The organism is Erythrobacter donghaensis, from assembly GCF_001557325.1.
Lineage (GTDB): Bacteria > Pseudomonadota > Alphaproteobacteria > Sphingomonadales > Sphingomonadaceae > Erythrobacter > Erythrobacter donghaensis_B.
The window spans coordinates 1-13,962 of sequence record NZ_LSJS01000149.1; the positions used below are offsets into that span (position 1 = coordinate 1).

8 protein-coding genes and 1 pseudogene are annotated in these 13,962 nt (G+C 69.8%); 3 read left to right on the forward strand and 6 right to left on the reverse strand.

Annotated features, from left to right (window positions below; genetic code table 11):
* Positions 1-568 (forward strand): annotated as a pseudogene (locus tag AX692_RS08100) (response regulator); the annotation flags it as partial.
* Positions 569-628: 60 nt separating this feature from the next.
* Here AX692_RS08100 and AX692_RS08105 read toward each other — a convergent pair.
* From AX692_RS08105 to AX692_RS08115, 3 genes are all read right to left on the reverse strand, one after another.
* Positions 629-1,402, reverse strand: coding sequence for a class I mannose-6-phosphate isomerase (locus tag AX692_RS08105; RefSeq protein WP_073973347.1), 774 nt, complete (start codon positions 1,400-1,402; stop codon positions 629-631).
* Positions 1,403-1,425: 23 nt separating this feature from the next.
* Entirely contained in the window at positions 1,426-2,466 is a 1,041-nt protein-coding gene (locus AX692_RS08110) for a mannose-1-phosphate guanylyltransferase (RefSeq protein ID WP_073973348.1), read from the reverse strand.
* A 105-nt stretch (positions 2,467-2,571) separates the two neighbouring features.
* The gene (locus AX692_RS08115; RefSeq protein ID WP_073977631.1) at positions 2,572-3,294 is read right to left on the reverse strand and encodes a TonB family protein; all 723 of its coding nucleotides are present in this window, start codon (positions 3,292-3,294) and stop codon (positions 2,572-2,574) included.
* Positions 3,295-3,352: 58 nt separating this feature from the next.
* Here AX692_RS08115 and AX692_RS08120 point away from each other — a divergent pair, with 58 nt between their 5' ends.
* Entirely contained in the window at positions 3,353-6,652 is a 3,300-nt protein-coding gene (locus AX692_RS08120) for an ATP-binding protein (RefSeq protein WP_073973162.1), read from the forward strand.
* 197 nt (positions 6,653-6,849) lie between these two features.
* Here the strand turns inward: AX692_RS08120 and AX692_RS08125 are convergent, their stop codons facing one another.
* The 3 genes from AX692_RS08125 to AX692_RS08135 form a co-directional block, all read right to left on the reverse strand.
* Positions 6,850-10,197: a TonB-dependent receptor gene (locus AX692_RS08125; protein WP_073973161.1), complete on the reverse strand. Its 3,348-nt coding sequence runs from the start codon at positions 10,195-10,197 to the stop codon at positions 6,850-6,852.
* A 258-nt stretch (positions 10,198-10,455) separates the two neighbouring features.
* Entirely contained in the window at positions 10,456-11,382 is a 927-nt protein-coding gene (locus AX692_RS08130; protein WP_073973160.1) for an isopenicillin N synthase family dioxygenase, read from the reverse strand.
* Positions 11,383-11,447: 65 nt separating this feature from the next.
* Positions 11,448-12,929 carry a NupC/NupG family nucleoside CNT transporter gene (locus AX692_RS08135; protein ID WP_230959535.1) on the reverse strand — a complete coding sequence of 494 codons (1,482 nt, stop codon included), beginning with the start codon at positions 12,927-12,929 and terminating at the stop codon, positions 11,448-11,450.
* A 208-nt stretch (positions 12,930-13,137) separates the two neighbouring features.
* Here AX692_RS08135 and AX692_RS08140 point away from each other — a divergent pair, with 208 nt between their 5' ends.
* Positions 13,138-13,857 (forward strand): queuosine precursor transporter, encoded by a 720-nt coding sequence (locus tag AX692_RS08140; protein ID WP_073973159.1) that lies wholly within the window; start codon positions 13,138-13,140, stop codon positions 13,855-13,857.
* The last annotated feature ends 105 nt before the right edge of the window (positions 13,858-13,962 follow it).

Here is a 13,962-nt window from a genome sequence, read left to right on the forward strand (position 1 = left end):
CCCGCCGGTGACCGCGCCGACGCGCCACGGTTTCGGCTCGACCATCATCACCCGCTCGATCCCGCACGACCTGCAGGGCGAGGCCGACGTGCGCTACCGGCTGGCCGGGGTCGAGGCCGATTTCCTGATCCCGGCGCGCTATCTTGCCGCCCCTGATGCGGACTGGCGCCGCCTGCCCGCACCCCCGCCCGATCCGATGCGCGCCGACCGCCTGCCCCCCGATGCGCCCCGGCGGGTGCTGGTGGTCGAGGATTCGATCATCATCGCGCTCGATACCGAGGAGAACCTGAAGCGCCTCGGGGTTGCCGAAGTGCGGCTCGAAAGCTCGGTCACCGGCGCGCTCGCGGCAATCGCCGATGATCCGCCGGACTTCGCGATCATCGACTTCAACCTCGGCGGCGAAAGCTCCGGACCGATCGCCGATGCCCTGCGCGCGGCGGGCGTGCGCTTCGTGCTGGCGACGGGCTATGCCGAGGGAACGGGCCAGTTCGAGCGACTCGGCGCCGAGGCCGTGCTGCGCAAGCCCTTCGGCATGACCGAGATCGAAAGGTTGCTGGTCGGCGCGTGAGCTATTGCGGGGGCAATAGCGATGTTCTGTAAATGTTTCACGTGAAACATTGCGGGGACATCACGCCGCCCGGGTGAGCAGGGTCACTTCCGCCGCGCCGAAATCGAGGCTGGCGAGCCCGTCCGCCACCAGGCACTCCCCCGCGCCCGCCCGCGCCGATCCGTCGCACGCCGCCACCTCGCCTGCGAGCGGCAGCACCAGCAGCGCGCCCCGGTAGTCCGCGAGCGTCGCCGCATCGGGCGCGCCTTCGACGCGGTCGAGCCGGAAATGCGGGCCATCGACCAGCACCTGCCCGGCGGCAATCGAACGCTTGTGCTGTGCCGCGTAAGGAGCCCCCGAAGCGACAGCCAGGGCCCGCTCCAGATGCAATTCGCGCGGGCGGCCATAATCGTAGAGGCGGAAGGTGGTGTCGCTGGTCTGCTGCACCTCGACCAGCGCGAGGCCCGGCCCGATCGCGTGGACCGTGCCAGCCGGCAGGTAGAACAGGTCGCCGGGGCGCGCCGGGTGCCAGGTCAGCAGGTCTTCGATGGTGCCGTCCTTCGCTGCCGCTTCGATCTCGGCAGCGGTCACCTCACGCTCGAACCCGATCGCGAGGCGCGCATCGGGCGCGGCATCGAGCACCAGCCAGCACTCCTCCTTCCCCGCCTCGCCTGCGATGGCGGTGGCATCGGAGGGGTGCACCTGAACCGACAATTTCTCGCTCGTGAACAGATACTTGACCAGCACCTGCGGGACTTCGACCGGGGGTTCGAACCAGATCTCGCCGATCCGTGCCCCCGCAGGCGCGGCGAAGGGCGCGGGCAGCGTGTCGCGGCCCCAGACCTTCTCGACCATCTTCGTCGGGAGCTGGCGTGCGGTCACTGGTTCACCGCCCCGGGCAGCTTGCCCACGGCCTGCGCGCCCACGCGCGTGGTGACCAGCACCTCGCCGCCCGAGACGATGATGCACACGCCCTCGAGGCCGACGGCCGAGATGCGCGGGCCATCGGTGGTGGCAAAGACATCGCGGCAGGCGGCAAGGTCGACGCGCCCGCGCGCGACATTGCCGCCCGCGTCCGCCTCGCCCGCAAGCGCATCCGCGAGCGCGGCCCAGTTGCCGATGTCGGACCAGCCCATGTCGGCCGGGACCATCGCCGCGCGGGCGGTGTTTTCCATCACGGCATAGTCGATCGAGTCTCCCTCGATCGCGGCGAAAGGCTCGGGCGCCGGATGGAAGCGGGCGCCCTCTTCCTTTCCGCCGGCGACCGCCTCGGCTACCCGCCGCGCCATCTCGGGGCGGTGGGCGGCAAGCTCGGCGAGCAGGTGCCCGGCACGGAAGGCGAAGATCCCGCCGTTCCAGGAATACTCCCCGCTGGCGAGATATTCGCGCGCACGCTCGAGATCGGGCTTCTCGACGAACTGCCGGATCGCGTAGCCGCCCGCGAGCGGTTCGCCGCGCCGCAGGTAGCCGTAGCCGGTCTCGGGGCGGTCGGCGGCGATGCCGAAGCTGACGAGCCAGTCCTCGCGCGCCAGCGCCGCAGCGGCGAGCGCGGCGGCGCGGAAGGCGGCGCTGTCGGCGATGTGGTGGTCGCTCGGGCAGACCAGCATCACCGCGTCCTCGGGCAGCAGCGCGGCGGCGAGCGCGATGGCCGGGGCGGTGTTCTTCGCGGCCGGCTCGATCACCAGCCGCGCGCCGGGCGTTTGCCCAAGCTGTGCGGTGATGAGGTCGGCATGGGCGGCGCCTGCCACCACCATCGGCGCAGCGAAGCGATCGTCACCCGCGACGCGGCGCACCGCCTGCTCGAACAGGGTCTCCTCGCTCACCAGTGGGAGGAACGGCTTGGGCACGGCCTTGCGGCTCACCGGCCACAGCCGCGTCCCGCTGCCGCCGCACAGAATAACCGGATGGATCACCGACACCTTCGCAAAGCCCCCTTCGTGCTGATGCGGGCTATATCAGCCGGAAGACGCGATGCCACTGCCAAGTGCTCGTCCAGCCGCATCTGCCGCGCATCCGGGCGCGGCTCAGAACCACTGCTGGCGCCAGTAGAAGGGCGCTGCGACCGGATTGCCGCTCGCGTCCGTCGCCGGGCGAAAGCCGAGGCGGCTTTCGACCAGCTGGCAGGTGATGCGGTCGGCTTGCGGATCGGGGCTCGGGCGGACGATGGCGCAGTCGCGCGCGCGGCCCTCGGGGGTGACGGTGACGCGCACGATCACCTGCGTGCCGCGCCGCGCCTCGCGCCCGCCCGGAGGGACGGGGAAATCGCGCGCATTGTCGATCGTGCCGGAGATGTGGACCGGCTTGGAGACCGCCACCCCGCCGCGCCCGCTCCCGGCATTGCCGCTGCCGGTGCCGGTGCCGCTCCCCGCTGCGCCCGTGCCCTCGCCCGCCGCCGCCCCGCCCGAGCGGCTCGCCGTGCCGGTCGAGGAGGCACGGGGCAGGACGACATCCTCCTTGAGCCGCCGCTGCGGCACCTCTGCCGCGACCGGCCTTGCCACCGCCTCGCGGCCCGGCGCGCCTTGCGCCCCCTCGTCCGGCTCGGCGCGGTTCTCGGGCGGCGGCGGGGCAGGCTCGGGCGCGGCGATGTCGAAGGCCGCGACCACCTGCCGCTCGACCGAGGCGGTGATGTCGGGCGCGAAGGCACGCGCGAGGCCATAGAGCGCGGCGGCATGGAGGACCACCAGCCCCGCCACCACCGGCCAGCGCAGCCGGCGCTTCTGCGCGCTGTAGAGTTGTCCGCTTGCCATGCCGTCCGGCTGCCCGCTCCAGATTGGTCGGATTCGGATGCGGTTGTCTCCGCAAACCTTGCGCGAGGCTTATAACAGCCGCGCAGCAATTGGCGATGGAGCGCACACGATCGAGCGCGCACTGGATCACGAGCAGCACCCGGGCAGCGATGCGCCGGATGCCGATGACGACCGCTCCCCGCATGACGGGGATCCGGCGCGCACGCGCGCGTCCGCTGCAGGCGCGCCCGCGTCCGAGGGCGCCGCATCCGATCCGCTCGCATCCCATTCTTCGGCGTCCGGTTCCCTCGGCCGCCCGGCAAGCCGGGCCACATCCGCGCGCGCGGCGGCGACGGGATCGGCACGGCGCCGGGTGCGCGTGCAGGCGCGCGCGCTGCTGGCGGCGCTGCGCCACTGGCCGGGCCGGTCCGGCATCGCGACCGGCCCGCTCGACCGCCGCAGCCTCGCCGCCGCGCTGATCGCGGGGGCGGGCTATCTCGTGACCGCCTGCCTCAGCCTCGTGCTGGCCCGTGAAGGCGATACGGTCAGCCCGATCTGGCTGCCCAATGCCTGCGTCGTCGCGCTGCTGCTGCGCACGCGGGTGCGCAACGAACTGCCGCTGTTCGCCGCCTGTTTCGCCGCGAGCCTTGCTGCCAATGCGCTCGCCCGGGTGCCCGATCCGGTGGCGCTGGTCTTCTCGCTCGCCAACATCGTCGAGATCGTCCTGGTTCTCGCGCTGACCCGCATCGCCGGGCGGGCCGAGCCGGACATGACACGGCTCGCCGATCTGGCGCGCTTCGTGTGGGCCGGCGGTCTCGTCGGCCCGCTGGTCTCGGCGGTGCTCATCGTGCCGGTGCTCGACGGCGACCTGGACAGCTTGCGCGCCGGGACTCTGGTGTGGTTCCTGACCGACAGCATGGCGATGGTGCTGATCGTGCCGCCGGTGCTGCTGCTCGCCGACCGGCTGCGCAACCGGCTCGCCCCGCCGCCGGCCGGCACTCTCGAAAGCGCGACGCTGCTCGTGGGGGGCATGGTGAGCGCCTTTCTGGTGTTCAACCAGACCCACTATCCGCTGATGTTCCTGATCCAGCCGGTGACCCTGCTCCACGCCTTCCGGCTCGGCAGCCTCGGAAGCGCGCTCAATGTCGCCGGCGTCGCGGTGGTGGCGGGCGTGATGACCTTCGCGGGCGCGGGTCCGATTGCGGCCTCCGGGGGGGTGATTGCCGAGCTGCACCTGCTCCAGGCCTTCATCGCGGCGAACTTCCTCACCGGGCTCCCGGTCGCCGCGATCCTCGCCGGGCGCGACCGGATGATGGCGCGGCTCGAGGCGGGCAAGCGCGAGGTCGATCTGCTTGCCGACAACATCTCCGATGCGATCCTGCGCTTCGATCTCGCGGGCATGTGCACCTACGCCTCGCCCTCGGTCGGCGAGGTGATGGGAGTGCCGCCCGCGACCTTCCTCGGCCGCCACGCTTCGGCCCGGCTCCACCCCGAAGCGCAGACCCGCGCGCAGCAGGCGATGGAACGGCTGCTCGCCGGACAGAGCGAGCGCGAGCGGGTCACCTATCGCCGCTTCGCCGATGCGCCCGACGGCTCGCCCGTCTTCCTCGAGGCCGACTGCGCGCTGGTGCGCCATCCCGAAACCGGCGCGCCCGATGCCGTGGTGGTTGCCGCGCGCGACGTGACCGAAAGGGTCGAGCTCGAACTGCTGCTCACCCGCGCACGCCGCCATGCCGAGAACGCGGCGCGCGCCAAGTCCGAATTCCTCGCCAACATGAGCCACGAGATCCGCACGCCCATGAACGGCGTGCTGGGCTTCGCCGAGCTGATGCTCCAGGGCGAGCTCGAGCACGACCAGCGCCGCTATGCCGAGCTGATCGTGCAATCGGGCCGTTCGATGATGATGCTGCTGAACGATGTGCTCGATCTCTCCAAGATCGAGAGCGGGCAGTTCGCGATCGACCGCGCGCCGGTCAACCTCCACGCCAGCCTCGCCGAATGCGCCGCGCTCCACCGCCCCGCCGCCGAGCGCAAGGGGCTCGGCCTCAGCCTTGTCTGCGAATGCGACGGCGATGCCGACTGCCGCTTTTCCGAAGCGCGCCCGCCGTGGGTGCTGACCGACGGGCTGCGGCTCAGGCAGATCATGCTCAACCTCATCGGCAATGCGGTGAAGTTCACCGAGGCGGGCGCGATCACGGTCAGCTACCGCGTCACCCGCACCGAGGTGCGCGTGACCGTGGCCGACAGCGGGATCGGGATCAGCCCGCTCCAGCTCGAGACGATCTTCCTCCCCTTCACCCAGGCCGAGGCAAGCACTGCGCGGCGCTATGGCGGCACCGGGCTCGGTCTCTCGATCAGTCGCCAGCTGGCCGCGCTGCTGGGCGGGCGGATCGAGGTCGAGAGCACGCCCGGCGAAGGCTCGTGCTTTGCTCTGGTGCTGCCGGCCGCCCTCGCCCCCCCGGCCACGCCGCCGGTGCTCGCCGAACCGCCGCCGCCGCTGGCAGGCGAGCCGGGAGCGGACCAGACCGACACCCCCGGTGCCGAGCTTGCGCCCGCGCGCATCCTGCTGGTCGAGGATCACGACATCAACCGCCTGCTCGTGACCGAGATGCTCGAACGCTGCGGGCAGGAGGTCGATGTCGCGCATGACGGGAACGAGGGGATCGCGATGGTGATCGATTCGGTGATGCGCGGCCGGCCCTATGATCTGGTGCTGATGGACGTGCAGATGCCCGATTGCGACGGGCTGGCCGCGACCCGCGCGATCCGGGCCGAGGGGATCGGGCCCGGGCTGCTGCCGGTGATCGCCCTCACCGCCAATGCCTATCCCGAAGATGTCGCCGCCGCGCGCGCGGCGGGGATGCAGGGGCATCTCGCCAAGCCGGTGGTCTTCGCCCAGCTCGCGCGTGCGCTGCAACGCTGGTTGCCGACCCGGATCGTCGAGGCCGGGCACGCGAGCGGGGCTGCGGATACGGGCGGGCGCATCGGCCTCGGCGGGAGCGTGCCTGCTCCTGCGCGCATCGCCGATCCGACCGCGCGCGCCACGGCGCTGGCGCGGTCGCCGCGGCTGGTCGCACGCTGGCAGGCGCGGCGGCTGGAGGCGATCGCGGCCGTTGCGGCGCGGCTCGCCGACGGCTCGCTGGCGCTGGCCGGCGCGCGCGGCGACGGCGGCGCGGGCGATTTGCCGCGGCTGCTGCACAAGCTCGCGGGCACGGCGGCGATGTTCGGCGAACCGGCACTGGGCCTCGCCGCAGCGGCGCTCGAGCGGGCGCTGGTCACCGGCGAGGATGCGGCCACCTGCGCCGCGCTCGCGCAGCAGCTGATCGCCGAAGCCGAAGCGGACAGCGCACCAAGCGCCGCCTCTGCCCGCCGGGGCTGAGCGCGAAGAGGCCTGCGCCCGCGCGCGCCGGCCGGGCTCCTCGACATGCCGACAGATGCCCCGCCGCCCCGTCCCGCCCGGGACGGAGCGCCTGCTGCCGCATCCCCGGCCCGTGCCCCGGCGGCGGGGGATGCCCAAAGCAAAAGGGCGGCCCGCTGCCGGGCCGCCCTCTCGTCTGTTCCGACTGATCGCTGCGATCAGAACTTGACGCGCACCCCGAAGCGGACGCCCCACAGCGAACCGTTGATCTGGGTCGCTTCCACCGGCGGCGTGAAGCTGCTGCCCGACCGGTTGGCGTAGAGGTACTGCGCACAGGGCTGAGCGGCGGTGGCCGTCGCCGAGCCCGGGGTGCCCTGCGGCGCGGTGAGGCAGGTCACGTTGACCACCTGCGCGGCGTAGGGGAAGCCGACCTGACGGATCGTGCCCCAGTCCTTGTCGATGAAGTTGAGGACGTTCTCCATCTCCGCCGAGAACTCGATCTTGCCGCCGAACACGAAGGGCACTTCCTGACGGACCGCGAGGTCGAGCTTGTGCACCCACGGGGTCTTGGCGATGTTCTTCGGCGCGATCTGGCCCTGATACTCCTTCAGCTCCGAATTCAGGATGAAGTTCTGGAAGCCGATGAAGTCGAAGTTCGGGGCATAGGCCACCCGCGGGTCGGCCGTCGGGCTGCTGACGTTGGGCACGTAGATCAGACCGCGCTGGCTGCGGCCCTGCACCCCGAGCACCGCCGGACGGAAGGCACCGCCGGTCGGGTCGTTGAAGACGTAGCTGTACCTCTGGCCCGAGCGGACGTTGTAGAAGAACTCGACGCGGGTGTTGTTCTCGCCGAAGATCTCGCCGTCGAAACCGAGACCCAGACGGAACTGGTGGTCGCGCTGGTAGTTCGAGATGCCCTGTGCCGAGAAGTTCGCATCATCCCCGACCACCGTGTTGGTGTAGTTCGAGAAGGCGACCGACGAGGTGCCGGGGTTCTGATCGGACACGTCCTGATAGGTGTAGGAGCCGTTGAGGAAGAAGCCCGCGTCCCACCGCTTGTTGAAGCGGGCGACGAGGTTCCAGCTGTCACCGAATTCGGTGTTGGTCAGCAGGATGTCGGTGTTCTGGCCGTTGATGTCCTGACCGGCGAGCGCGGTGTAGCGGACGCGGCCGTCGGGCAGCGTGCCGTTGGGCACCGAGCGCAGGTCGGTCCACTCGAGCGCGTTGTTGACCTTCGAGTAGATCACGTCGGCGCCGAAGTTCCAGCCGTCGCCCAGGAAGCTGCCGAGGTTGGCTTCGTAATCGACCGAAGCCGCGAAGCGCCAGGTCGAGGGCACGTCGAAGTCCGGATCGATCGCGTTGGTCGGCGCGGTCGCGGTGCCGGCGGTGCGGATCGCATCGATCAGCGACTGCGGCAGGCCGGTGCCGCCGGTGACGCCATTGAGCGTCGCCGCGCCGATGGCGTTGCGCTGCTCGGGGGTGAGGCTCAGGCCGGTGATGGTGAAGGTGTCCGGAGCGCCGCCGGTGCCGGGCACGCGGTTGACCTGGACACGGCCGAGCGTCGGACCGGGGTTCGAATAGCTGTTCGAGATCCACACCAGCGGGCTGCCGCCGCCGAACAGGCCCGCCGAACCGCGGATCTGGAGGCGATCGGTCGGCGCCCAGTTCACCCCGAAGCGCGGCTGGAACAGGTCACGCGCGTTGAGGGTCGAGGTGTTGGTGAAGCCGAAGCGGTTGAGGAAGTCCTGGTTGAAGAACGGACGATCCGGCGAGTCGAACAGGTCGTAGCGCACCCCGGCGACCAGCGTCAGGGTGTCGGTCACGTCGATCGTGTCCGACAGGCCGAAGGTCCAGCTGTTGTTCTGGAAGTCGGCGGTGACGGTGTCGATCCCGCCGCGCAGCGGCACGGCGATGTCGAGGCTGTTGGCGCGCTGGGCCTGCAGGTCGGCGATGCTGTCGAAGTACCACGCACCCGAAACGCGCTGGGCGAAGAGGTTGCGCACGTCCTGACGGCGACGCTCGGCGATGAACTTCAGGGTGTGGTTGTTCGCCTTGAGGGTCGCGGCGAACTCGATCGCCAGAGACTGGCTGTCGAGCTCGTTGGCCTGACGGCTGATGTCCGGGCCGAACTGGAGGCGCTGCTGGCCGGGGGAGCACTGCGATGCCGAGTTGCCGGGAGCGACTGTCGGGTTGGTCGGGTCGAGGCACACCAGGAACTGGCCGAAATCGCGGTTGCCGCCGATCGGCACCTGGAGACGCACGTAATCGGCATAGGAGACGCGCAGCACGGTCGAGAAGTTATCCGACCACTGGTTGTTCGACTGGAGGATGCCGAAGTGGTTGACCGCGCCCTGCGTGTAGTTGTTCGACAGCAGGTTGTAGGTCGGGTTGGCGGCGGTGATCTGGCCGGTGCCGGTCTGGCCCGCGAGCAGCGAGGATTCGTTCCAGATGTAGGTCGCGGTCAGGCGGTGACCGTCGGCGACGTTCCAGTCGAGCTTGGTGACGAGCTTGTCGTCGCTTTCGACGATGTCGTTGGCAACGCCGAGCGTGTCGAAGTTGTAGACCGAACTGGCGATCGAATTGATCTGGCTGATATCGGCATCGGTCAGGCCGAGCTGCGTGGGGTCGACGTCGGACGGGACGGTGTCACGGGTGCGCTCGTAGGTGACCGCGAAGAACAGCTTGTCCTTGATGATCGGGCCGGTGACCTGCGCGGTGTAGATCTGCGATTCGAACGAGCCGACGCGGGTCAGTTCGCGCGCGCGGGTGCCGCGCAGATCGTCGTTCTGGTAGTAGGCGCCGCCCAGGAAGGTGAAGCGGTTGCCGCCCGACTTGAGCTGGGTGTTGATCGCGCCGCCCTGGAAGAAGCCCTGCTGGATGTCGACCGGCGCGGTCTCGACCGAGAATTCGCCGATCGCGTCAAGCGGCACCGGCCCGCGCGAGGACACGAGGCCGCCGGATTCGAGCCCGAAGGGGTCGCCGAAGGCCACACCGTCGACGGTGAAGCGGTTGAAGCGGTTGTTCTGCCCGGCAATGCTGATGGCGTTGCCGTTGGTGGCATCGAGCGTCACCAGCGGATCGCGCGCGGCGAGGTTGCGGATGTCGCGCTGGACGTTGGCGACGCCGGCGATGTCGCGGGCGGTCAGCACGGTCGCGGGGCCGGTCGCGAGCGTGATCGCCGAGCGGACGCGGGCGCCGGTGACGACGATGGTCTGGCCCTGTTCGACCAGCGCGACGCTGATGCGCTGCGCCTGGCCGGCGGTCAGGAAGCCGATTTCCTGCGAGGCGATTTCATAACCGTCGGCCGAAACTTCGACGAGGAAGGGGCCGCCCAGACGCAGGCCGGCCGCGTTGAAGCTGCCGGCGGCGTCGGTGGTCTGGGTCGAGGTGGTGCCCGAGGGGACGTGGGTCACGGTCACGGTCGCACCGGCGATCGGCGCGCCGTTCTGGTCGGTGACGTCGCCGCGAACCGACGAGGTGGTTTCCTGCGCGAAGGCGGGGGTTGCGATCGTGGTGGTCGCGGCGAGGCTGACGATGCTCGCGGCGAGGAGATACTTAAGCTTCATGGATGAAAGCCCCTGGTCACAGTGGAGAGAGAAAATGCGTATTGCGGGCGGCCCTAGGCCTGAACGCTTGCGCCAAAGCGACGGTTCTGTGACGATTTCGTGACTCGCGCGCAGGGGCCGCGCGGAATCACTGCCAAGACCTTTCGCCGCGCCCCGAAAACCTACGGATTTCCGGCGCTTCCTTGCCGCGGTGTTGCATTGCCGCAACGCCGCAGCGATTTTATCCGAAAGGGCTTTGCAAGGCCCAGGAGACCCGGTTCAGACCAGATTGATCTCGCGCAGGCGCTGCATGAGATAATCATGCGCGGTGATCGGCGCGGGCGCGGCAGCGGCGTCCTCGCCCACGCATTCGGGCAGCGGCTCGATCAGGAAATCGGGCCGGAAATGGAGGAAGAACGGCATCGAATAGCGCGCCCGCCGCGCCGCCTCCCCGCGCGGGTTGACCACCCGGTGGGTGGTCGAGCGCAGCTTGCCGTTGGTCTGGCGCTGGAGCATGTCGCCGACATTGATCACCAGCGCGCCCGCCGGCACGTCGATCGCGTGCCACTGCCCGTCCTTGGCGAGCAGTTCGAGCCCCGCCTCCTCGGCACCCAGCAGCAGCGTAATGGTGTTGATGTCCTCGTGCCCCGCCGCACGGATCGCGCCCTCCGGCGCGCCCTCGGCGAGCGGCGGGTAGTGGAGCAGGCGCATCACCGAATTGCCGTCCTCCACGCTCTTGGCGAAGAAATCGCGCGGGCGGCCGAGGTGCAGCGCGATCGCCTCGAGCACCCGTCCCCCCGCGACCTCGAAGGCGGCGAACAGCGCACTCATCGTCTCGCGGAAGCCTTCGACCTCGCTCGGCCAGACATTGGGCGCCATGAACGGGCTCAGCGGATGGCCTTGCGGAAGGTCGCGGCCGACGTGCCAGAACTCCTTCAAGTCGAACACCTCGGCGTCCTTGGCCTTCTCGGTGCCGAACGGAGTGTAGCCGCGCGCGCCGCCGCCGCCTGCGATCTTGTAGGCGCGCTTCACTTCGTCGGGCAGGGCGAAGAAGGCCTTCGACACCCGCTCGGCCTCGTCGATCAGTTCTTGCGGAATGCCGTGGTCGCGAACCACGGCGAAACCATATTCGCCAAAGCTGCGGCCGAGTTCGTCGGCGATGGTTTCGAGCGGCTGGGCGAGGCTTACGGAGGCGATGTCGATCATGACCGCGCCCTTACACCCGTGCGGGCGCGGCTGCCAAGAGGTTGTGGCACGGCGCCGGAGGGGCGTCAGTAGGGCAGGAACAGGCTGGCGAGCGCCGCGCTCATGAGGTTGGCGAGGCTCCCCGCGGCGAGCGCCTTCAGCCCCAGCTTGGCGATCACCGGACGCTGGTTGGGTGCGAGCCCGCCGGTCACCGCCATCTGGATCGCGATCGAGGAGAAATTGGCGAAACCGCACAAGGCAAAGGTGATGATCGCACGGCTGCGCTGGGTCAGCTCTCCCGCCTGCATCTGACCGAGGTCGATGAAGGCGACGAATTCGTTGAGGACGATCTTGGTGCCGAACAATCCGCCCGCGATCTGCGCCTGGTTCCAGTCGGAGATGCCGATCAGGTACATCACGGGCGCGAACAGGTAGCCGAGCAGCTTCTGGAAGCTCAGGCCCTCGAACCACGCCGCGGTCGCCGGATCGAGCGGCGCGCCGATCCCGGCCGCGAGCTGGACGATCCCCCCGCCCAGCCCGGCGAGCATGCCGTTGGCGAGCGCCACCAGCGCGACGAACACCATCACCATGGCGCCGACCGCGACCGCCAGCTTGACCCCGGTCTGGGTGCCCTGTGCGGCCGCTTCGATGATGTTGGCGGGGCGCTGGCCTTCTTCGAAGGTTTCGGCCGCGCTCACCTCGTCGGTCTTGAGCCCGCCCTCGAGGATCGCCGCCGGGCCGACCGCGCTGATCCGGGCCTGGGGGAGTTCGACCTCCTGCCCGTTCTCGTCATACATGACCACGCGCGTCGCCTCGGTGAGGGTATTGGGGCGCCCGCGCGCCCGCGCCACCGCGGCCGCGGCGACCGCGCCATCATAGCCTGGCCCTTTCTGCGGGTCGTCGGGCATGATGATCTTGGCCATCAGGATCCCGCCGGGCGCCGACATGAAGGCGGCGGCGAGCAGGAAGGGCACGGCCTCGGCGCCGATGAAGCTGGCATAGGCGGCAAGGATCGTGCCGGCGACCCCCGCCATCCCCACCGCCATCAGCGTGAACAGGCCCGAGGGGCTCAGGGCGGCCAGATAGGGCCGCACCACCAGCGGGCTTTCCGACTGGCCGACGAAGATGTTCGCCGCCGCGCCCAGGGCCTCGACCTTGCTGATCCCGGTGATCCACCCGATCGCGCCCCCCACCCAGCGCACCAGCCGCTGCATGATGCCGAGGTGATAGAGGATCGAGACGATCGCGGCGAAGAACACGATCACCGGCAGCGCGGCGATCACGAAGGTGTTGGCGAAGGGGTTGTTCTCCATCGGCCCGAACACCGATGTGATCCCGACCTTGGAGAAATCGAGCAGCGCGATCACGCCGCTGGAAAGTCCGCCGATCACCGTCACGCCCGCATCGGTGCGCAGCACGACCAGTGCGGTGACCGCCTGGAGCGCGAAGGCCGAACTCACGACGCGCAGATTGATGTGCCGCCGTCCGGAGGACAGCGCGAAGGCGATGGCGAGAATGGCGAGCACCCCGGCGAGGCTCAGCAGGGAGGACGTGAGACTTCCGTTCACGGCTGCGACAATTCCTTCGATGCTTCAGAAAGACCCGATCCCCGGCGCGATCACCCCGTCCCGCGCCCAAGTCGTTCTGGCGTGGCAGTTTGCGAAGGCTCTGGCAAGCCGGATGCGCGGGCGCGCCGTCACAAGCCTGCGGGTAAGCGGCACGGACAGGCCGCGCGGCCGCTTTTCTTTTGGGCATTCGCTGGGTAGCACGCTTGCGATGGACAATTCCGCCCCTGCCGTTCCGGCCGCCGCCCCCTTCGCTGCCACCACGCCCGCGGGCGTTTCGATGCCGCTGGGGATGTTCGTCTACACCCTGCTCTATGGCGGGATGACGGTGCTGGCCGGCGTGCTCGCCTTCAAGCAGGTGCAGCTGTGGCCGACGGCGCTGTCGGTCGAGAGCGGGATCTTCCCCTTCCTGCTGCTGGTGGTGATCTCGAGCACGCTCTCGCAGCTCTACGGGCGCGAGGCGGCCAAGCGGATCGTGTGGTGGGGGTTCCTGCCGCTGGGCCTGTCGGCGCTGCTGATGCAGCTGGTGCTGGCGCTGCCCGCGTCTTCCGAGATGCTCGCCTTCCGCCCCGATGACCTCGCTGCCTTCGAGCGCGTGCACCAGTCGACCTGGCGCGTGTGGATGGCGGGGCCGGCGAGCTACATCACCTCGCTCCTGCTCAACATCTGGATCTTCGACCGCCTGCGCGGCAGCGGAGAGGGCGAATCGACGCTCGGGCTGATGGTGCGCGGGGCGATCGCTTCCGCGCTTTCGCAGGCGGTCGATTCGGTGATCTTCATCACCCTTGCCTTCTATGGCGAGTTCGACATCACCGACCTGTTGATCGGGCAGGTGCTGGCCAAGGTGTTCCTGAGCCTCGTGCTGGTGCCCTTCCTGATCACCTTCGGCGTGCGCGCGGCGCACTGGCTGGACGCGCGGAAGGCGGGCTAAAGCGCCGCGCCCCACCGCTCCCAGACCAGCGCGGAGAGGCCGAGCCAGGTGGTGAACATGATCAGGTAGGGCCAGCGGCGCGGCCACAGGCGGGCGACCAGCAGC

Coding starts and splice junctions, on each gene's coding strand:
- AX692_RS08125 (WP_073973161.1), bottom strand. CDS start 10,197: ATGAAGCTTAAGTATCTCCTCGCCGCGAGCATCGTCAGCCTCGCCGCG.
- AX692_RS08140 (WP_073973159.1), top strand. CDS start 13,138: ATGGACAATTCCGCCCCTGCCGTTCCGGCCGCCGCCCCCTTCGCTGCC.
- AX692_RS08115 (WP_073977631.1), bottom strand. CDS start 3,294: ATGGCAAGCGGACAACTCTACAGCGCGCAGAAGCGCCGGCTGCGCTGG.
- AX692_RS08105 (WP_073973347.1), bottom strand. CDS start 1,402: ATGGTCGAGAAGGTCTGGGGCCGCGACACGCTGCCCGCGCCCTTCGCC.
- AX692_RS08130 (WP_073973160.1), bottom strand. CDS start 11,382: ATGATCGACATCGCCTCCGTAAGCCTCGCCCAGCCGCTCGAAACCATC.